The sequence below is a fragment of the Mycobacterium sp. Dal123C01 genome (assembly GCF_052566995.1).
In genome coordinates this window covers 258,888-277,843 of sequence record NZ_CP199580.1, presented here as the reverse complement: position 1 = coordinate 277,843, position 18,956 = coordinate 258,888, and the positions used below count along the sequence as shown (strand labels likewise).

Annotated in this window: 18 protein-coding genes; 10 read left to right on the top strand and 8 right to left on the bottom strand. The window is 65.2% G+C overall.

What is annotated here, in order from left to right; all coding sequences use genetic code 11:
• Window position 1: 1 nt before the first annotated feature.
• Both ACTXG5_RS01280 and ACTXG5_RS01275 read right to left on the bottom strand, forming a co-directional pair.
• Window positions 2-934 carry a class I SAM-dependent methyltransferase gene (locus ACTXG5_RS01280; RefSeq protein WP_445161980.1) on the bottom strand — a complete coding sequence of 311 codons (933 nt, stop codon included), beginning with the start codon at window positions 932-934 and terminating at the stop codon, window positions 2-4.
• Window positions 935-944: 10 nt separating this feature from the next.
• Window positions 945-1,856 (bottom strand): class I SAM-dependent methyltransferase, encoded by a 912-nt coding sequence (locus ACTXG5_RS01275; RefSeq protein WP_445161979.1) that lies wholly within the window; start codon window positions 1,854-1,856, stop codon window positions 945-947.
• A 289-nt stretch (window positions 1,857-2,145) separates the two neighbouring features.
• Here ACTXG5_RS01275 and secY point away from each other — a divergent pair, with 289 nt between their 5' ends.
• From secY to ACTXG5_RS01225, 10 genes are all read left to right on the top strand, one after another.
• Window positions 2,146-3,471, top strand: coding sequence for a preprotein translocase subunit SecY (secY, locus tag ACTXG5_RS01270; RefSeq protein WP_445161978.1), 1,326 nt, complete (start codon window positions 2,146-2,148; stop codon window positions 3,469-3,471).
• On the top strand, window positions 3,468-4,013 hold the full coding sequence (locus tag ACTXG5_RS01265; protein WP_445161977.1) for an adenylate kinase: 546 nt from the start codon (window positions 3,468-3,470) through the stop codon (window positions 4,011-4,013). Before secY ends, ACTXG5_RS01265 begins: the two co-directional genes overlap by 4 nt.
• 2 nt (window positions 4,014-4,015) lie before the next feature.
• Complete coding sequence (gene map / locus ACTXG5_RS01260) at window positions 4,016-4,828, top strand: type I methionyl aminopeptidase (RefSeq protein ID WP_445161976.1); 813 nt, start codon at window positions 4,016-4,018, stop codon at window positions 4,826-4,828.
• Window positions 4,829-4,868: 40 nt separating this feature from the next.
• On the top strand, window positions 4,869-5,402 hold the full coding sequence (locus tag ACTXG5_RS01255) for a sigma-70 family RNA polymerase sigma factor (RefSeq protein WP_445161975.1): 534 nt from the start codon (window positions 4,869-4,871) through the stop codon (window positions 5,400-5,402).
• 59 nt (window positions 5,403-5,461) lie between these two features.
• Window positions 5,462-6,229, top strand: coding sequence for an anti-sigma factor family protein (locus ACTXG5_RS01250; RefSeq protein ID WP_445161974.1), 768 nt, complete (start codon window positions 5,462-5,464; stop codon window positions 6,227-6,229).
• Between the two features lie 76 nt (window positions 6,230-6,305).
• On the top strand, window positions 6,306-8,045 hold the full coding sequence (locus tag ACTXG5_RS01245; RefSeq protein WP_445161973.1) for a thiamine pyrophosphate-binding protein: 1,740 nt from the start codon (window positions 6,306-6,308) through the stop codon (window positions 8,043-8,045).
• A complete protein-coding gene (locus ACTXG5_RS01240; protein WP_445161972.1) occupies window positions 8,026-8,673 on the top strand; it encodes an SRPBCC family protein in 648 nt (215 codons plus the stop codon). Before ACTXG5_RS01245 ends, ACTXG5_RS01240 begins: the two co-directional genes overlap by 20 nt.
• A gap of 7 nt (window positions 8,674-8,680) precedes the next feature.
• Window positions 8,681-9,700, top strand: coding sequence for a 3-oxoacyl-ACP synthase III family protein (locus ACTXG5_RS01235; protein ID WP_445161971.1), 1,020 nt, complete (start codon window positions 8,681-8,683; stop codon window positions 9,698-9,700).
• Window positions 9,700-10,737 (top strand): pyridoxal phosphate-dependent aminotransferase, encoded by a 1,038-nt coding sequence (locus tag ACTXG5_RS01230; protein WP_445161970.1) that lies wholly within the window; start codon window positions 9,700-9,702, stop codon window positions 10,735-10,737. Before ACTXG5_RS01235 ends, ACTXG5_RS01230 begins: the two co-directional genes overlap by 1 nt.
• A 59-nt stretch (window positions 10,738-10,796) precedes the next feature.
• Window positions 10,797-11,297: a MarR family winged helix-turn-helix transcriptional regulator gene (locus ACTXG5_RS01225; RefSeq protein WP_445161969.1), complete on the top strand. Its 501-nt coding sequence runs from the start codon at window positions 10,797-10,799 to the stop codon at window positions 11,295-11,297.
• Between the two features lie 25 nt (window positions 11,298-11,322).
• Here ACTXG5_RS01225 and mmsB read toward each other — a convergent pair whose 3' ends face one another.
• The 6 genes from mmsB to ACTXG5_RS01195 form a co-directional block, all read right to left on the bottom strand.
• Window positions 11,323-12,207: a 3-hydroxyisobutyrate dehydrogenase gene (gene mmsB / locus ACTXG5_RS01220; protein WP_445161968.1), complete on the bottom strand. Its 885-nt coding sequence runs from the start codon at window positions 12,205-12,207 to the stop codon at window positions 11,323-11,325.
• 10 nt (window positions 12,208-12,217) lie between these two features.
• Entirely contained in the window at window positions 12,218-13,387 is a 1,170-nt protein-coding gene (locus tag ACTXG5_RS01215) for an acyl-CoA dehydrogenase family protein (RefSeq protein ID WP_445161967.1), read from the bottom strand.
• A 4-nt stretch (window positions 13,388-13,391) separates the two neighbouring features.
• On the bottom strand, window positions 13,392-14,912 hold the full coding sequence (locus tag ACTXG5_RS01210) for a CoA-acylating methylmalonate-semialdehyde dehydrogenase (RefSeq protein ID WP_445161966.1): 1,521 nt from the start codon (window positions 14,910-14,912) through the stop codon (window positions 13,392-13,394).
• A gap of 115 nt (window positions 14,913-15,027) precedes the next feature.
• Window positions 15,028-15,771 (bottom strand): anti-sigma factor family protein, encoded by a 744-nt coding sequence (locus tag ACTXG5_RS01205; RefSeq protein ID WP_445161965.1) that lies wholly within the window; start codon window positions 15,769-15,771, stop codon window positions 15,028-15,030.
• A 283-nt stretch (window positions 15,772-16,054) separates the two neighbouring features.
• Complete coding sequence (locus ACTXG5_RS01200; RefSeq protein ID WP_445161964.1) at window positions 16,055-17,395, bottom strand: FAD-binding oxidoreductase; 1,341 nt, start codon at window positions 17,393-17,395, stop codon at window positions 16,055-16,057.
• Window positions 17,392-18,627, bottom strand: coding sequence for a flavin-containing monooxygenase (locus ACTXG5_RS01195; protein WP_445161963.1), 1,236 nt, complete (start codon window positions 18,625-18,627; stop codon window positions 17,392-17,394). The genes ACTXG5_RS01200 and ACTXG5_RS01195 overlap by 4 nt, the downstream gene beginning before the upstream one ends.
• Window positions 18,628-18,956 lie beyond the last annotated feature (329 nt).

Genomic DNA, 18,956 nt, shown 5'->3' with positions numbered 1-18,956 from the left:
CTCAGGCTCCTAACGTCGCGGACAGGTATTTGATGTCGCCGAAGGCGACCATGGATGGTTCGGTGGGGAACTCAAAACCGTTATGCGCGTACATCTCCGGTGTGCCGCGCACCGTCGTCTGCCAGCCTCGTTCTCCGAGGTACGCCGCCACGTCGTTGCGCTCACCGGTGTAGACCAGTTCGGACCAGTTGAGATTCAGGCCCATCCGGCGCCAGCGTTCGCTCATCTCGCGACCCCGCTTTTCGACGCGGTCGCGCATGTTGGGAACGTAGCCGGTGCCGATGCGGCTGCCGGGGGCCGACAGCGCGGTGATGTTGTCGAACAGGCGATCCTGCGCGTCCGGCGGCAAGTACCCGAGCAGTCCTTCGGCGATCCAGGCCGTCGGCTGCGCCGTATCGAATCCGTTGCCGCGCAACGCGCCTACCCAGTCGTCACGCAGGTCGATCGCGACCGTTCGGCGATCGACGGTCGGGGCCGCTCCAAGGTCGGCCAGGGTGCGGGTCTTGAACTCGATCACCTGCGGCTGGTCGATCTCGTAGAGCACGGTGCCGTCCGGCCACGGCAGCCGGTAAGCGCGGGTGTCCAGCCCGGACGCGAGAATGACGGCTTGCCGCACCCTGGCTTCGGCGGCCTCGAGGAAGAAGTTGTCGAAGTACCTGGTGCGCACGGCCATACCCTCGCTGAGCCGCTGCGGGGTGAACGCCGGGTCGTCCTCCGAGAGTTCGACCTCGCCGTTCATCATCCGGATGAAGGCGTCGACGCCGACGGCGTTGACCAGCGGCTCGGCGAAGGGATCGTCGATCAACGGGTTCGGGCCCTTGGACGCCATTGCCCGGCGCGCGGCCACCGCAGTGGCGGTCGCTCCCACGCTGGACGCCAAATCCCAACTGTCGCCATCAAACCGTTTGGTATCGCTGCTATCGGTGTTCGTCATGGCGAGCCTCCTATCCAAGCGTTGCGGTGACGCTGACGATGTTGCGCAGTTGCCCCAGCGAGTCGTCGTCGGGGAAGGCGCGGCCGTAGTCGGCGAACAGTTCGCGCCGGGGCCGAGAATTCACTTGCCAGCCATGAGTGGTCAGATACTCGACGACATTGCTGCGGTCGCCGTCGAAGAACAGTCCCGACAGGTTGATGTCGCAGCCCAGCTTTTCCCACCGCTGGTTGAATTCCTGAGCGCGCTCGGACATCGTCGTGTCGGAGTCGGGGTGGTATTCGGTGGCCAGCTTGCTTCCGGGCGCGGACAGCCCGGTGATGTTGTCGAAGAGCCGGTCCTGGGCTTCGGGGGGCAGATACATCAGCAATCCCTCGGCGCTCCACGAAGTTGGCTGGGTCACGTCAAACCCGCTGCTGCGCAAGGCAGCCGGCCAGTCTTCCCGAAGATCGATGCTGACGGTGCGCCGCTCGGCCGACGGTGCGGCGCCCAGGCTGGACATCGTGGTGGTCTTGAACTCAATGACTTGGGGCTGATCGACTTCGTAAACCACGGTGCCGTTCGGCCAGGACAGCCGGTAGGCACGCGCGTCGAGCCCGGCGGCCAGAATCACCGATTGGCGGATCCCGTCGCGGGCGGCGTTGAGGAAGAAATCGTCGAAGAAGCGGGTGCGTATCGCGATCGAGTCCGTCTCGAGCTGCAAGTCCCGTTCGCCGCCGTCGGGCGTTTCGGCGGAGGCGACTTCGCCGTCGACCACGCGGCGGAAGAAATCAAGCCCGACCGCTCGAACCAATGGCGCAGCGAATGGGTCATTGATGATCGGATCGGCGTCGTTGCTGGCCACCGCGCGGGCCGCGGCGACCATTGTGGCCGTGGCGCCGACGCTGGAGGCCAGATCCCAACTGTCTTGATCAGTGCGTGTCATGGGGCTCCTCTATCAGTTCCGCGCTGGCCGTCGGCCGTCACCATGCCGCCCTCGGCACCCAGCTTTGATACTTAGCAAATGCAACGAACGATCAAAACTCTACGCCTCGTGGCTGTCCGCTTCCTGAATTTTTTGAGCTCTTTCCGAACGGCTCCACGGCGCCCTTTTAAGGACGCGGTCCGACCAGCTGTTAGTCTCGTACACGATTTGACGCGTGACGCCGTACGTCCTGGCCTGCGGGTGTTGGGCGCGTAACGCAGGATGACCCCCGGCCGCGCAGGAGGATAGAGTGCTTTCCGCTTTCATCTCGTCACTGCGAACAGTCGACTTGAGACGGAAGATCCTCTTCACGCTTGGCATTGTCGTGCTGTATCGCCTCGGCGCCGCGCTGCCGTCACCCGGCGTCAACTTCCCGAACGTGCAGCAGTGCATCAAAGAGGCCAGTGGTGGCGAAGCCGGGCAGATCTATTCGCTGATCAACCTGTTCTCCGGCGGTGCGCTGCTCAAGCTCACGGTGTTCGCGGTGGGGGTGATGCCCTACATCACCGCCAGCATCATCGTGCAGCTGCTCACCGTGGTCATCCCGCGGTTCGAGGAATTGCGTAAGGAAGGCCAGTCCGGCCAGGCCAAGATGACGCAGTACACCCGGTATCTGGCGATCGCGCTGGCCGTTCTGCAGGCGACGAGCATCGTGGCGCTGGCGGCTAACGGCGGTCTGCTGCAGGGCTGCTCGCTGGACATCATCGCTGACCAGAGCATTTTCACCCTGATTGTCATCGTGCTGGTCATGACGAGCGGCGCTGCGCTGGTGATGTGGATGGGCGAACTGATCACCGAGCGCGGCATCGGCAACGGCATGTCGCTGTTGATCTTCGTCGGCATCGCCGCGCGCATTCCCTCCGAGGGCAAGACCATCCTGGACAGCCGCGGCGGGATGATCTTCGCCGCGGTCCTGGGCGCCGCGTTGCTCATCATCGTCGGCGTGGTGTTCGTCGAGCAGGGCCAGCGCCGGATCCCGGTGCAGTACGCCAAGCGTATGGTGGGACGGCGCATGTACGGCGGAACGTCGACGTATCTGCCGCTCAAGGTCAACCAGGCCGGTGTTATCCCGGTCATCTTCGCGTCGTCGCTGATCTACATTCCGCACCTGGTCACCCAGCTGATCCGCAGCGGCAGCGGGGGCGTGGGCAACAGCTGGTGGGACAAGTTCGTCGGCACCTATCTGTCCGATCCCAGCGACCCGGTCTATATCGGCATCTACTTCGGGCTCATCATCTTCTTCACGTACTTCTACGTGTCGATCACGTTCAATCCCGACGAGCGTGCTGACGAAATGAAGAAGTTCGGCGGCTTCATCCCCGGCATCCGGCCGGGCAAGCCCACTGCCGACTATCTGCGTTATGTGCTGAGCCGCATCACGCTGCCGGGCTCGATCTACCTGGGTGCGATTGCGGTGTTGCCCAACCTGTTCTTGCAGATGGGCAATGCTGGAGCGGTGCAGAATCTGCCGTTCGGTGGTACGGCGGTTCTGATCATGATTGGCGTCGGGTTGGATACCGTCAAACAGATCGAGAGTCAGCTCATGCAGCGCAACTACGAAGGATTCCTCAAGTGAAGATCGTTTTGCTGGGGCCGCCGGGGGCAGGCAAGGGAACGCAGTCAGAGCGGCTCAGCGAGAAGCTCGGGATCCCACAGATCTCCACCGGGGACCTGTTCCGCAGCAACATCGGCGAGGGCACCAAGCTGGGCCTGGAGGCCAAGCGCTACCTGGATGCCGGCGACTTGGTGCCGTCCGAGCTGACCAACCAGCTTGTCGACGACCGGTTGGACCACCCGGACGCGGCGAACGGCTTCATCTTGGATGGGTACCCCCGCTCGATCGAGCAGGCGGCAGCGCTGCACGACATGCTGGGACGCCGGGGCACCGACATCGACGCGGTGCTGGAATTCCGGGTGTCGGAGGACGAATTGTTGCAGCGGCTCAAGGGCCGCGGCCGTGCCGATGACACCGACGACGTCATCCTCAACCGAATGAAGGTCTACCGCGACGAAACCGCGCCGCTGCTGGAGTACTACCGCGATGAGTTGAAGACCGTCGACGCCATCGGCACGGTGGATGAGGTATTCGCCCGCGCCCTGCGAGCGCTGGGCAAGTAACGATGAACCCGCTGGCGCGGCTGCGGAATCGCAAGGTAGTGCCGCAGCGCAGCGCCGACGAACTCGACGCGATGGCCGCGGCCGGTGCCGTAGTGGCCGCCGCGCTGCACGCGGTACACGCGGCGGCGGTCTCCGGGGTGTCGACCCTGAGCCTCGACGAAATCGCCGAGGCAGTGATCCGGCAGGCCGGCGCGACACCGTCGTTTCTGGGCTATCACGGCTACCCGGCGTCGATCTGCTCCTCGGTCAACGACCGGGTGGTGCATGGCATCCCCTCCGCGGCCGAGATCCTCAACCCCGGTGACCTGGTGTCCATCGACTGCGGAGCAGTGCTGGCCGGCTGGCACGGTGACGCCGCGATCACGTTTGGGGTCGGGGCACTCGATCCCGCCGACGAAGCGCTCTCCGCGGCGACCAGGGAGTCGCTGGAAGCCGGGATCGCGGCAATGATCCCCGGTAACCGGTTGACCGACGTCTCACATGCCATCGAAATGGGGACGCGGGCGGCCGAGGTTCGCCACCGGTGCGCATTCGGGATCGTCGAGGGGTACGGGGGCCACGGCATCGGCCGGGCGATGCACATGGATCCGTTCCTGCCCAATCAGGGATCTGCGGGCCGCGGACCGCTGCTGGCCCCCGGGTCGGTGCTCGCCATCGAACCGATGCTGACCCTCGGAACAGGCAATACACTGGTGCTCGACGACGACTGGACGGTCACCACCGCCGACGGATCACGTGCGGCCCACTGGGAGCACACCGTAGCGGTGACGGACGAGGGGCCCCGCATTCTCACTGTGAGCGAAACCTCGAACTAAACACCTACTCGACTCGTGTCAATGGGCAGGAGGTGATCGAGTGGCTCGGGGTGCTGGTACCGCGGCTGCAGAAGCGGCGCTGATGAAGGCGCTCTACGACGAGCACGCCGCCGTCTTGTGGCGCTATGCGCTGCGGCTGACCGGTGACTCGAGTCACGCCGAGGATGTCGTCCAGGAGACCTTGCTTCGGGCCTGGCAGCATCCGGAAGTGATCGGCGATACGGAGCGGTCGGCGCGTGCCTGGCTGTTCACCGTCGCCCGCAACATGATCATCGACGATCGCCGCAGCGCGCGGTATCGCAATGTGGTCGCTTCGACCGACGTCGACGGAGCACCCGAGCAGGCCACGCCCGACGAGGTCAATGCCGCCCTGGACCGGTTGCTGATCGCCGATGCGATGACGCAACTCTCCCCGGAGCACCGGGCCGTCGTGGACCGGTCTTACTACCGCGGATGGACGACCGCGCAGATTGCTGCGGACCTCGATATTGCCGAAGGAACGGTGAAGTCGCGTCTACACTATGCCGTGCGGGCGTTGCGACTCACTCTGCAAGAACTTGGAGTTACCCGATGAAGAGCCCAGCCACCAATCCGTGTGGTCGTCGGCTCCGAATGCTTGAAGGGTGACAGGAGATGGATGAAATGAAGACGCCGCTACGAGGTGTTGGCCCGCCTGGCGATAACGAGGTCTTTGGTCTGATCATGGGAGATAACCACCGCTACGCGATGTGGGATGCCGCATACGTGCTGGGGTCGCTGTCTTCGGTCGACCGCCGCGAATTCGAGGGGCACATGGCCCACTGCTCTGCGTGCCGGGAGGCCGTCGCTGAGCTGAGTGGAGTGCCGGCCCTGCTTTCACAGCTTGATCGTGACGAAGTGACTGCGATCACCCAGTCCGGCATCCCGATGGCGACACCCGAGATGTCGCCCGAATTGTTGCCGTCGTTGCTGGCGAAGGTGGCCTGGCGCCGCCGCCGCACCCGTGCGATCACGTGGGTGGCCTCGTCCGCCGCGGCCGCGGTGCTTGCGGTCGGCGTGTTCGTCGGCATTCAGGGTCATTCCCCGTCGCCGACGGCCCCGGAGCCGGTGGCCGCGTCGTCGGAGATGGCGCAGGTGGGTACCAGCCTGCTGGCGTCCACGGTTCAGCTCTCCAGTCAGCACTGGGGAACGGCGATCAACTTGAAGTGCGTCTGCCTGGCTCCGCCGTACGCGCACCATGACACGCTGGCGATGGTTGTGGTCGGTCGCGACGGCAGCCAGACGCGGCTGGCGACCTGGGTGGCCGAACCCGGCCACACCGCGACGCCCGCAGCCAGCATCTCGACACCACTCGAGCAGATTGCCGCCGTGCAAGTGATTGCCGCCGACAGCGGCCAGGTCTTGCTGCAGCGTTCGCTCTAAAGCCCGCCGCGGAGGTGAACCGGCGGCTCACCTGATTCGTGCCATAGGCATCGTCTCAATCGAGCTAGGTGAGCACATGCCTCGGAAGCACCGGGTGGTTGACCACATCGTCGAATGCCTCGCATCAATCGGCGTCGACCACATCTTCGGTGTGGACGGTGCCAACATCGAAGATCTCTACGACGCGGCGCATTTCCGGTCCGGCATCACCGCGGTACTGGCCAAGCACGAGTTCTCCGCGGCCACCATGGCCGACGGGTACAGCCGCAGCGGGGCCGGTCTGGGCGTGGTGGCCGCGACCTCGGGCGGCGGTGCGCTGAATCTTGTAGCGGGCCTGGGGGAGTCGCTTACGAGCCGGGTTCCGGTATTGGCCTTGGTCGGTCAGACCCCGACAACCATGGACGGCCGCGGCAGTTTCCAGGACACCAGCGGCAACAACGGGTCGCTGAACGCCGAGGCGGTGTTCGCCGCGGTGTCGGTCTCCTGCGAGCGGGTGCTGCGGGCCGCCGACATCGCCGGGGCGTTGTCCCGGGCCATCACCGCGGCACGCACCGGGGGGCCGGCAGTATTGTTGCTGCCCAAGGATATTCAGCAGGCATACGTGGACGCCCGATTGGCAGGTATCGGCAACGACCCCCGCCCGATCGGCAACCCCCAGCCGATCATTCCGGTGCTACGCAACGTCGACGGACCGATCACCATCATCGTGGGCGAGCAGGTGGCGCGCGATGACGCCCGTGCCGAGCTCGAGGACTTGCGCGCGTTGCTGCGGGCCCGGGTGGCCACCGTGCCCGACGCCAAAGACGTCGCCGGGACACCCGGATTCGGCTCATCGTCCGCGCTGGGAGTAACCGGTGTCATGGGGCACCCGGGTGTGGCCGAAGCGGTGGCCGCCAGCGCCGTGTGCCTCGTCGTCGGTACCCGATTGTCGGTCACCGCCCGCGCCGGGCTCGACGACGCGCTGGCGACGGTGCGCACCGTCTCGATCGGGTCTGCGCGGCCCTATGTTCCCTGTACGCACGTGCACACCGACGACCTGCGTACCTCGCTGCGCATGCTGACGCAGGCCCTGTCCGGAAGCGGACGCCCAACGGGCCTACGGGTGCCCGACGCCGTGGGTCGCTCCGCACTGACGCCCCCGTCGTGGGTCGGTGCGGGTGTGCGCTACCGCGACGCCATGGCGGTGCTCGACGGCGTTTTGCCCGACGGCGCCGACATCGTGGTGGACGCGGGCAACACCGGTGCATCCGCCGTGCATTACCTGCCGGCGCGCCGGGGCGGCAGATTCGCGGTCGCGCTCGGCATGGGCGGCATGGGATACAGCTTCGGTGCCGGCATCGGGATGGCTTTCGGGCGTGCCAACGGCGGCCGGCCGCCCGGGCGCACCGTGGTGATTGCCGGTGACGGAGCATTTTTCATGCACGGCATGGAGGTTCACACCGCGGTGCAATATCGGCTGCCGGTGACGTTCGTGTTGCTCAACAACAATGCGCACGCCATGTGCGTGACCCGCGAGCAGCTGTTCTACGACAACCTGTACAGCTACAACCGGTTCCGGCCCAGCCGGCTCGGTGCCGGCCTTGCTGCGATGTTCCCGGGCCTGACCTCCATCGACGTCACCGACACCAAAGGCTTCGCGACGGCGATGGGCGTGGCGCTCGACATCGACGGGCCGGCGGTGGTCAGCGTCGAATGCGCCGCGGACGAGATCCCGCCGTTCGCGCCATTCCTCAACACTGAGCAAACCAAAACCATTGCTATTGACGAGGTTCCGACGGTTAAGGAGAAATGCACCAATGTCGCTGCCAGCGCTTGAAGATATCCCCGTCCTCATCGACGGGGTCACCCGTGTCGAAACCAGCCCCAGGGAGCAAGCCACTCCGATCATCATGGAAATGATGCGGTCGGTGTACCCGCATGATCAGGTCTTCGGCGAATACTGCACCGTCAACGATTACGTCGACTGCCCGCCCGACGAGCTGTACGAGTACATGTCGGACACCCGCAGCCTCGAAGAGTGGACCTACAGTCTGCGCGGATTCACCCCCACCGAAGAGCCCGGCCTGTGGCTGGCCTACGACCGGCTCGGCTCGGAGACCGAGATCTACACGCGCACCGTCGTGAACGAGGCGGCCCGCACCGTCGACTACCACTGTGCCTGGGATCAGGGCAAGCACCTGTGGATGATCTATCTGATGCGCGTCATCGACGCCCAGGCGGTCCTCGACAAGCCGGGTTCGGTTGTGCTGTGGACCAATTGCCATCACCCGTTCTACGACCACAACCCGTATCCGGACACCGCACCGGCGGAACGCCCAGTGTGGGTCGGCGACTTCTGGGACATGTTCGGCGCGGGCCATCTGCTGGAAATGAAGAACCTCAAGGCAATCGCCGAGTACCGCCACCGCAATGGCCTCCCGGTGACCCCCGAATGGATGAGATGAGCAGGCCATGGGTAAGCCAAGCGTCAGCCTGATCGACATCTCGACCTATCTACCGGGCGAGCCGATCGCCGCCGACTACTACGCACAGTTCGCCGAATCCGACGAGCTCCGTGAGAATGTCATGTTCCGGGCTCCGAAGTTTCGCCATCACGTCGGCCCGGACGAAAGTTCGATCGACATGATCGAACGCGCGGTGCAGGGCCTGATCGAGCGGCACGGCCACGACGTCGTCGAGGGCGTCGACGTGCTGATCACCCACACTCAGGTGCCCGACATGGCGTTCTACGGCCAGGGCGGCGGCATCGCGCACCGACTGGGCTTGCGACCGTCCTGGGTGCTCGACTTGAACAACGGCGGTTGCGCCGCATTTGTGTTGGCGCTCAATGTGGCACGCAAGTTGCTGTCGACGGGCGAAGGGCGTACCGCGCTGATCGCCATCGCCCAAAACGCGGCCGGTCAGTTCTTCGAACAACCGACGATTCGTCGCAAGGCACAGTCGGCGGTGCCCGGCGACGGGGCCGCTGTTGGACTGGTCTCGGTGGGTGACCAGTCGCCGATTCTCGATGTCGAGTGCCGCACCTACGGTGAATACGCGGGTGAAATGACGCTCTCCTTCGACCCGCCCCGCAAGTGGTGGGCGGCCGGGACCGGCGAGGGCAGCATCGGCTTCACCGAAAGCAAGATCACCAAGGTGCTGGCCCGCGGCAACCGACAGGTTCCCGAGGTGGCCTTGGCGGTCTGCGACCGAATCGGCTTGCCCGCCAAAGACATCGATGTGCTGGTCACCAACCAGCCGAACAGGGCGTTTTTGCGCAATTGGCGTGAAGCGCTTGAGTTACCCCCCGAGCGCCACCGGGACACCTTTGACGAGTGCGGCAACCTGTTCGGTGCCGGGATCCCGATCAACCTTGATCGCGCGATATCCAACGGACAGCTCAAGTCCGGTGACGTGGCGCTGATGGCGGGCTTCGCGCATGCCGGCGACTTCGCCGGTGCGGCAGCGGTGCGCTGGGGCGGGCGTGGCTGATGCAACCCGTCGCGAGCTCCATCACCGCCGAGGTCGATGATGCGGTTCCACCCGGTATCGATCCGCTTGCCTTGTCGCTCAACGAGAATCCGTTTCCGCCGCTCCCCGCGGTGCGTTCGGTGCTGGTGAAGTCGATCGATGCCGCCAACCGGTATCCGGAGTTCCTGCCCGAACGACTGCGCAACCTGATCGCCGGTCGCATCGGTGTCTCCGCGGATCAGGTGGTGCTGGGTGGCGGCGCGACGGGTGTGGTGCTGCAGGCCCTGCGGGCACTGACCGTTCCGGGTGACGCGATGGTGATGGCGACGCCCACTTTCGACGGATATCCGATCATCGCGCAGATGGCACGGCTGAACGCGCTGACCGTTCCGCTCGACAAGGGCGGCCATAACGACCTCGACAGGCTGGCCGACGCGGCCGCGGGTGCCCGCGTCGTGGTGGTGTGCCGGCCGCACAACCCGACCGGCACGCTGGAGCCGGTGACGCACCTGTTGCGGTTCCTGCGCCGGATACACCGCGAGACCATCGTGCTGCTGGACGAGGCGTACATCGAATTCGCCGCACCCGAGCATCACATCGAAGTTGCGGCGCTGGTGCGGCGTTTCCCCAACGTGGTGGTGGTGCGGACGTTTTCCAAGGCGTACGGGCTGGCCGGGCTGCGGATCGGCTACGGGGTGGCGGGTGCGGAACTGGCCGCGACGATGTGGACTCAGCAGCTGCCGTTCGGGATCGCGATGACCAGCTTGCCCGCGGTTATAGCCTCCTACAATGCCGAAGACGAACTACTGCAAAGGATTCGGCTAATCACCGCCGAGCGGCGCTACCTCCGGATGCGGCTTTCCGCGTTGGGGATCTACACCACCGACGCGCACGCGAATTTCATGTACCTGCCGTCAAGGACCGGGCAGGGTCGGCAATGGCGTGAGTTATTCGCCGACAGCGACCTTCGCGTGCGTTGTTACCCGGACGGCGGCGCGCGGATTACCGTGGGCAGCCGCGCATCGACTCTTGCGGTGCTGGCCGCGGTCAGCAAGTGACCACACGCTGAATCGGGCCGGGTTGGCCCGCTTTGGCCGCAAGTGCGGTAAGAAAAGGCGTGGCCCCGGACAAAAAGCGCGACCCGATCGCCGCGGCACGGACCAACTGGGAGCGTGCGGGCTGGGGCGATGTCACGCAAGGCATGGTCGCGGTGACCTCAGTGATGCGTGCGCATCAGATCCTGCTGGCCCGGGTGGAGACGGCCCTGCGACCCTATGACCTGAGTTTCTCCCGCTACGAGTTGCTGCGGTTGCTCGCCTTCAGCCGGACCGGAGCGCTGCCCATCACCAAGGCGTCCGATCGGCTGCAGGTTCACGTCACCAGCGTGACCCACGCGATCCGCCGGCTGGAGGCCGATGGGCTGGTTCAGCGGGTACCCCACCCCACCGATGGGCGCACCACGCTGGTGCAGATCACCGACCTCGGCCGGTCCACGGTCGAGGACGCCACCGTCACGCTCAACGAGCAGGTGTTCGCCGATATCGGCATGGACGCTGCCGAATCGCAGGCGTTGGTGGAGTCGATTGAAACCTTGCGCCGCAACGCCGGTGACTTCTGACCCGCGGCGGGTCGCCACCATCGATTCAGCTGCTGCGCAGCATCTCGATGACGGCGCTGAAGTCCAAGGCGCCATGCTCGGCGGCGAACTTCGCGTAGATCTCGGCCGCATGCTTGCCCAGTGGCGCGGCCGAACCCGTAGACGACACGGCATCCATCGCCAGGCCCAGGTCCTTGTTCATCAGCGCGGCCGCGAAGCCGGGCTTGAAGTCGTTGTTGGCCGGTGAGGTCGGCACTGGGCCCGGCACAGGACAATTGGTGTGCACCGCCCAGCAGTTGCCCGTCGCGCCGGTGATCACGTCGAACAGTGACTGTGCCGACAGCCCGAGCTTCTCGGCCAGCACGAACGCCTCGCCGACCGCTATCTGTTGCACCGCCAGCACCATGTTGTTGCACACCTTGGCCGCCTGCCCGGCCCCGGCGCCACCGCAGTGGATGATCTTGCCCGCCATCGGTTCCAGCACCTGCCGTGCCCGTTGCACCGCGGCCTCGTCGCCACCGACCATGAAGGCCAGCGTCCCGGCGACGGCGCCCTTCACCCCTCCGGAGACGGGTGCGTCCAACTGCGAAACCCCGTGCGATTCCGCCTGCGAGTGCACGTCGCGGGCATCGTTGACCGAGATCGTGGAGCTGTCGATGAACAGCGCCCCGGCGCGCGCGGCCGGCAGCACCTCGGCGTAGCAGCGCTTGACGATGTCTCCGTTGGGCAGCATGGTGATCACCACGTCGGCCTCGGCCACCGCGTCGGCAGCGCTGTCGAACACCTCGACGCCGCCTGCGGCCGCGGTCGCCGCCGCGGTGGGCACCGGGTCGAACCCGCGCACGGTGTGGCCCGCGCCGAGCAGGTTCGCCGACATCGGCCCGCCCATGTTTCCCAGCCCTAAGAAGGCAATCTTAAAAGGCTCTGACATTGCTGCCTTTCTAAGCGGTCGCTTGAGAAGCTCGGAACCGTGCGGCCTCGGCGCGACCGATGACCACCCGCATGATTTCGTTGGTCCCCTCCAGGATTCGGTGCACCCGCAGATCGCGGACGATCTTTTCCAGACCATACTCGCGCAGGTAGCCGTAGCCTCCGTGCAGTTGCAGCGCCTTGTCCGCGACGTCGTAGCAGGTGTCGGTGACATAGCGTTTGGCCATCGCGCACAGCTCGACCTTGTCGGGGTCGTTGGCGTCCAACGCACTTGCCGCCCGCCACAACATCATTCGCGAGGTCTCCACGCCGGTCGCCATGTCGGCCAGGGTGAAGCGGATGGTGGGCTCGTCGAGTAGTGCGGAGCCGAACGCGCGGCGCTCGCGCACATATGCCCCCGCTTTGTCGAAGGCCGCCTGCGCGCCGCCGAGCGAGCAGGCCGCGATGTTGAGCCGGCCGCCGTTGAGGCCGTTCATCGCGATGCCGAAGCCGGCGCCCTCGCCGTCGACGCCGCCCAGCATCGCGTCGGCGGGGATCCGCACTCCCTCCAGGATCACCTGTGCGGTCGGTTGGGCGTGCCAGCCCATCTTCTCCTCGAGCGCACCGAAACTCAGCCCTGCAGTGCCCTTCTCGATGATGAAGGCCGAAATCCCGCGCGGGCCTTCACCTCCGGTTCTCGCCATCACCACGTAGACGTCGGAGGCGCCCGCGCCGGAAATGAACTGCTTGACGCCGTCGAGCACGTAGTCGCCGCCTTGTTTGACGGCGCGGGTGCTCAATGCGCTGGCGTCGGATCCGGCGCCGGGCTCGGTCAGGCAGTAGCTGGCGATGGCATCCATCGGCGCCAGCCGCGGAATCCATTCCTTGCGTTGTTCGTCGGTGCCGAAGGTGTCGATCATCCACGCGCACATGTTGTGGATGGACAGGAATGCGGCGGTGGTGGGATCGGCGATGGCCAGTTGCTCGAAGATGCGGACCCCGTCGAGCCGGCGCAGCCCGCTGCCGCCGACGTCTTCGCGGCAGTAGATCGCCGCCATGCCGAGCTCGGCGGCCTCACGCAGCACGTCGGTGGGGAAGTGCGCGTTGGCATCCCATTCCAGGGCGTACGGGGCAAGCCGTTTGGCGGCGAACGCGGCCGCCGTCTCGGAGATGACCCGTTCGTCGTCGTTCAGGGCGAACATGGCCCTAATCCATTGTCGGGATGGAGAATTCGGCGCCGTCCTTGATGCCGGATGGCCACCGCGATGTCACGGTCTTGGTCTTGGTGTAGAACTGGATCGACGCCGGTCCGTGCTGATTGAGGTCACCGAAGCCGGAGCGCTTCCAGCCGCCGAAGGTGTGATAAGCGACCGGGACCGGGATCGGCACGTTGACACCGACCATGCCCACCTCCACTCGTGACACGAAATCGCGCGCGGCGTCGCCGTCGCGGGTGAAGATCGCGACGCCGTTGCCGTATTCGTGCTGAGAAGGCAACGCCAGTGCTTCTTCGTAGGTCTTGGCCCTTACGATGCACAGCACCGGTCCGAAGATCTCGTCGGTGTAGATCGACATGTCGCTGGTGACGTGGTCGAACAAGGTCGGCCCGATAAAGAAGCCGCCTTCGAGGTTGGCGTCACCGTAGGCCAGGTCGTCGCTGCGCCGATCACGGCCGTCGATCACGATTTCGGCGCCGGCGGCCACACCCTGATCGATGTAGTTGCGCACCCGGGCCAGCGCGGCCTCGGTGACCAACGGGCCGTAGTCGGCCTTGGGGTCCAGGCTGTGTCCCACGCGCAGGTTGTTGACCCGTTCAACCAGCCTGGCGCGCAACCGGTCCGCGGTCTGCTCGCCGACGGGCACCGCCACGCTGATCGCCATGCAGCGCTCGCCGGCGCTGCCGTACCCGGCGCCGATCAGCGCATCGACCGCCTGGTCGAGGTCGGCGTCGGGCATCACGATCATGTGGTTCTTGGCGCCACCGAAGCACTGTGACCGCTTGTCGTTGGCCGCAGCCGTCGCGTAGATGTAATGGGCGATGTCGGAGCTGCCGACGAAACCGACGGCTTTGATGTCGGCGTGGTGCAGGATCGCGTCGACGGCTTCCTTGTCGCCATGGACGACCTGGAATACGCCGGGCGGCAGACCGGCTTCGATGAACAACTCACCAAACCGCAGCGGAACTGACGGATCCCGCTCACTTGGCTTGAGGACGAACGCATTTCCACAAGCCAGAGCGGGACCGGCCTTCCACAACGGGATCATCGCCGGGAAGTTGAACGGGGTGATGCCCGCGACCACGCCCAAGGGCTGACGCAGCGAGTAGACGTCGATGCCCGGCCCGGCGCCCTCGCTGTACTCACCCTTGAGCAGGTGGGGGATGCCCAGCGAGAACTCGATCACCTCGATGCCGCGCTGAATGTCGCCGCGCGCGTCGGGCACGGTTTTACCGTGCTCGAGAGACAGCAGCTCGGACAGCTCGTTGATGTTGGCGTTGACGAGCTCGATGAAGCGCATCAACACCCGGGCGCGGCGCTGCGGATTCCACGCGGCCCAGCCCTTTTGCGCCTCGACGGCTGAGGCCACCGCCGTGTCGACGTCGGCAGATGAGGCCATCGAGACTTTCGCCTGCACCTCGCCGGTGCTGGGGTTGAATACGTCCGCGGTACGGCCGGACTGGCCGAGGGTGCGCTTCCCGTCGATGAAGTGCGGGATTTGTGTGGTCATCACTGTCCTCATTTGATCGCGGACGGGCTACGCCCAGATTACTTGCATATCCTAGTAACCCTGGTCAGGGTTGGCAAGCGCGATGATAGTGACAAGTCCAGTCGCTCGGGGAAATCTACAGTGAACGTTCCAGGAGCACCTGGCCGCTGTCGGCGGAGACCACCTGCACGGCGGCGATTTCACCGACAGGCATGGAGATGCTGCCGGCGGGCGCTGCTGTATGGCCCGGATTGGCCACCCAGGTTGCCAACCGGGTGTGGCTACCGTCGCGACCTACCGCGACCATCGCGAGCGTGTCGTGATCGGAGTTCAGCGGTGCCAGGCAGACACAGTTCACCGAGATGAACGTTCCCCACTGCTGGCTGCTGAGCGAGACCGTCGAGGTCAGCCTGTTCGTCCCCACCTGCGCCATCGGCTGAACCGCGACGCTCGCCTGCGGCGTAGGCGCGGACGTCGGAGAATAGGTGGCAACCCCGACGAACACACCGATCGCCAGCACCGCGGCCGCGGCGGCCCCCGCCGTCCACGTCGAGATGCGGGACCGGCGCCGCCGCCAGTTCACCTTGGCCAGCAGGGTCGGCAGCAGCTCGTCAGGCGGCAATGGTTCGACGCCACCGCGGTTTGCCTCGTCGATCGCCACCAACACGTCACGATCGAGTTGCGACAGGAGAGCCGGCAAGCCGCTTAGCTCGCCAATAGCGCTGGGGCACAACGGGCAGACAGCCAAGTGTGCTTCGAATTCCTGCCGTCCGACGGACGACAGCGATCCCAGCACGTATGCGGCATCCCACATCGCGTATTCGTCATGCCCGGAAGGGTCACCGCCATGCGGCGTCCCGGGCCGCCGTAGCGGCATCATCGTGTAACTCTCATCTCCTGGTACGTCAGAATTCGTCATCAGCAGTCGGCCGGCCCGGCGAGCTGAACTTCCTTGCGGGCCAATGCGGTGCGGCTCTCGTCGACAACTATGTTGCGGGTGATGGTGAACAGCCAGTGCCCGCAATGGCTTCTTTTGCACCAAGCACTGGATTCACCTCCTTGCTGGTAAAACGATTGACGCGCCCGTCTGGTTCACCTGCGGCACACTGACCGGGGTTAGCTGAGACCCGCGAAGCGCCAACGTCCGAGCGGTCGCCCAGCGTTCAGACGCCGCCCATCCAGCTGTGGAATCGACCATCCGGATCGTAGGCCGAGCGCACCTTATCGAGGCGGGCCATGTTCGATTCGGTGATGAATCGGGCCGGACGGCGGCACAGATTCTCGTCGGCGAGCGAGATACCGGTCGCCAAGTGCGACATGGCTGCCATGTTCGATGCGGCCCAGTCGCGGTACTTTTCGTCGTCGGCCGGATCCTGCCAGATGGTATAGAGCGCCAGGTAGATTTCGTCTTCCACGCCGTACACCATGTCCGCTCGCTCCTGCGAGGTCTTCCAGCCCGTGAAGATGAAGTGCGAGGGATGCGGTGGCATGGTTTCGATAATTCTGCGGATACCCGGCACCAGCTCTTCTGCGGAAGCCGACGTGAACATGTTGTCGGCGATATAGCGATGCCCTTTCGGGTAGCTGGCCATCACGGCGGTATACCAATTGGCCAAAGTCGTCGGCGCATAAGGAAGACTGACGATCGCCTTGTCGATGACCGGGCAAGTACCCAGCGGGGCAAGCGCTTTCATCGCCTCTTCCTCCGAATCGGCGAATACCGGGCAGGCGATCGTGATGCCGGGTTGGCTGGCCCCGGATCCCGGAGGGCTCCACCCGGTGTGGATCTGCAGCTCGACCCGGTCGTCGAGCTCGGAGACCATCGAGCGTGCCCAGGTGAACACCTCGTCGGCGACCTCGATCGGGTACATGTACAGGCAGGTGCCCCAGGCCGCAGGGCGTGGGTAAACCTGCAGTTTGAAGGAAGTGACCACTCCGAAGAAGCCCGGTCCAGAGCCGCGAGCCGCCCAATACAGGTCTGGATTGTTCTCCGGGTCGCAGTAGATCTGTTCCCCGTCGGCGGTGACGACTTCCAGTCCAAGCACGCTCTCGCAGGCCGGGCCGAGCACCGGACTGTTCCAGCCGTATCCGCCCTGCAGAAGATAGCCGCCGAGGCAAATGCCTTCGCAATGGCCGGCAGGAAAGAACAGCCCTTGCGAGTCCAGTTCTGTCGCAAAGACACTGGCGACCTTGCCCGGGCCGACATCCGCGGTCATCCGATCGGGATCGACGGTGCAGTGATCGAGGCGGCTGACGTCGAGTAGCAGACCACCGTCGCGCAGGTGACTGGCCGCCCAGCTGTGCCCACCCGAACGCACGCCGACATGATGACCGTTGTCCCGTGCGTAATGGATCGCTGCGACCACGTCGTCGGCATCACGCGCCTGCACGATTACATCCGGAAAGCGTTTCGGCACAATGCCATTCCACACCGTTTCGCGACGGGCCGTTTCGTAGCCGTCTGCGCCACGAACGAAGGTCTTGTCGGTGGAAAGTAAAATCATTGCGCCCCCAAGCGTTTCGTGTGCGCCATTACCGAGTGCATGCCCGGGATGACACCGTCAAACGTTCGACATTGCTGAACTGGACCAGTCCGCTCCAGGTAGAGCGCGACTTCGGCGGCCAACGGCGTCGCGGCCCGCCGAATCGCCCGGAGCGGGCCGTTGGGCGGAATGCCGTAGCCGATCGCGAACATTCCGTCACCGACGTGTGAGGTAAAGCCGCCGAGCGGATTACCGCGGTCGTCGAGGACGCCGAGATGTCCGACCATCCCGTCAAGATCCGTCGCGAACCCGGTGGCGGCGATGATCACCTGCGGCGCTACGGACCTGCCGTCGGCAAGGATCACGCGGTCGGGTTCGACGGCCTTGACGGCGCCCACCACCTCGACGCGCCCGACCCGCACGAGGTCGATCAGGTCGTCGGCCAGCGTCGGGATGCGACCTCGTGTTTCCACTGTCGCCTTCAGCCCGAGCGTCGGCCGCTGGAAACCGTAGGTCGACAGGTCACCCCACATGAGGCGGGTCATGAGCGCGATCAGCGGATCGATCATCCGCGCGGGGACCCTCGAGGACAGCTCAAGGAAGATATCCGACGGAATCGGTCCTATCGCCCGCCGCACGAGATGTGGCGGTGTGCGTACGGCAACCCAGATCCGCCCTGCCCCGTCGTTAGCGAGCTGGACAGCGATGTCGGCGGCCGAATTGCCCGCGCCAACGACGAGGACGTCGCGGCCACGATAGGGCCAAGCGTTTGTGAAGTCCCCGGAGTGAACGATCTCGCCGTTGAAGCCGCTGAGTCCAGGCCACGCCGGGATGGTAGGTGCGCTGTAGTTGCCGGTGGCGAGAACGATTGCCGGGGAACGGATGTCACCCGAAGACGTGTCGAGTTGCCAGTGTCCCCGGGCACGGTCGATGCGGTGGACGTCACATCCGAGCCGTAGCGCAATGTTCTGCTGCGCAACGTAGTGATCGAAATAGCGGACCATGTCCTCTTTGGTCGGCCAACGGCCGGCGGTCAACGGAATCCGTTGTCCGGGAAGGTGTGACAAGAACCCGGTCGTGTTGAGGCGGAAGTTGTCATAGCGCGTGCGCCACGAAATCGCCGGGGCAGCTGCGCGGTCGAGAACGAGCGCTTTGATGCCATGCTGATGATCGAGTTCGCGTGCGACGGCGAGACCGGCGGGCCCTGCGCCGATTACCACGGCGTCGGGGCTGTCCAGGGTCTGTGTAGTCATGATCTCCGATCGTTTTCCTCGGTGGCGAGGACCTCGGGTCCCAGGCAGTAACACGATCCAGATCCGCTTGCGGTTCACGAAGGCCCGGGCCCTGCCAGGCAACGGCCTCTCCGTCACGCGCGTTTGCGGACCTGCCCACCAGTGTATTCAACAACTGTTGACACCGCCAGCAGCGAGGCCTACCTTGAGTTCAACAGACGTTGAACTCAAGACGGGAGGTCACAGATATGACGACCGGCCATCGGGATCGGACTCGATCCCGATGTGGGCCGCCCAAATCGACTGTATGCAAATGGTTTCCGCCGATGACGGCCGTGTACCTCTGGAGC

Bases quoted from the DNA above. Each gene is read 5' to 3' on its own strand.
- ACTXG5_RS01280 (WP_445161980.1), bottom strand. From the start codon at position 934: ATGACGAACACCGATAGCAGCGATACCAAACGGTTTGATGGCGACAGT.
- ACTXG5_RS01275 (WP_445161979.1), bottom strand. From the start codon at position 1,856: ATGACACGCACTGATCAAGACAGTTGGGATCTGGCCTCCAGCGTCGGC.
- map (WP_445161976.1), top strand. From the start codon at position 4,016: ATGAACCCGCTGGCGCGGCTGCGGAATCGCAAGGTAGTGCCGCAGCGC.
- ACTXG5_RS01250 (WP_445161974.1), top strand. From the start codon at position 5,462: ATGGATGAAATGAAGACGCCGCTACGAGGTGTTGGCCCGCCTGGCGAT.
- ACTXG5_RS01245 (WP_445161973.1), top strand. From the start codon at position 6,306: ATGCCTCGGAAGCACCGGGTGGTTGACCACATCGTCGAATGCCTCGCA.
- ACTXG5_RS01240 (WP_445161972.1), top strand. From the start codon at position 8,026: ATGTCGCTGCCAGCGCTTGAAGATATCCCCGTCCTCATCGACGGGGTC.
- ACTXG5_RS01235 (WP_445161971.1), top strand. From the start codon at position 8,681: ATGGGTAAGCCAAGCGTCAGCCTGATCGACATCTCGACCTATCTACCG.
- ACTXG5_RS01230 (WP_445161970.1), top strand. From the start codon at position 9,700: ATGCAACCCGTCGCGAGCTCCATCACCGCCGAGGTCGATGATGCGGTT.
- mmsB (WP_445161968.1), bottom strand. From the start codon at position 12,207: ATGTCAGAGCCTTTTAAGATTGCCTTCTTAGGGCTGGGAAACATGGGC.
- ACTXG5_RS01215 (WP_445161967.1), bottom strand. From the start codon at position 13,387: ATGTTCGCCCTGAACGACGACGAACGGGTCATCTCCGAGACGGCGGCC.
- ACTXG5_RS01210 (WP_445161966.1), bottom strand. From the start codon at position 14,912: ATGACCACACAAATCCCGCACTTCATCGACGGGAAGCGCACCCTCGGC.
- ACTXG5_RS01205 (WP_445161965.1), bottom strand. From the start codon at position 15,771: ATGATGCCGCTACGGCGGCCCGGGACGCCGCATGGCGGTGACCCTTCC.
- ACTXG5_RS01200 (WP_445161964.1), bottom strand. From the start codon at position 17,395: ATGATTTTACTTTCCACCGACAAGACCTTCGTTCGTGGCGCAGACGGC.
- ACTXG5_RS01195 (WP_445161963.1), bottom strand. From the start codon at position 18,627: ATGACTACACAGACCCTGGACAGCCCCGACGCCGTGGTAATCGGCGCA.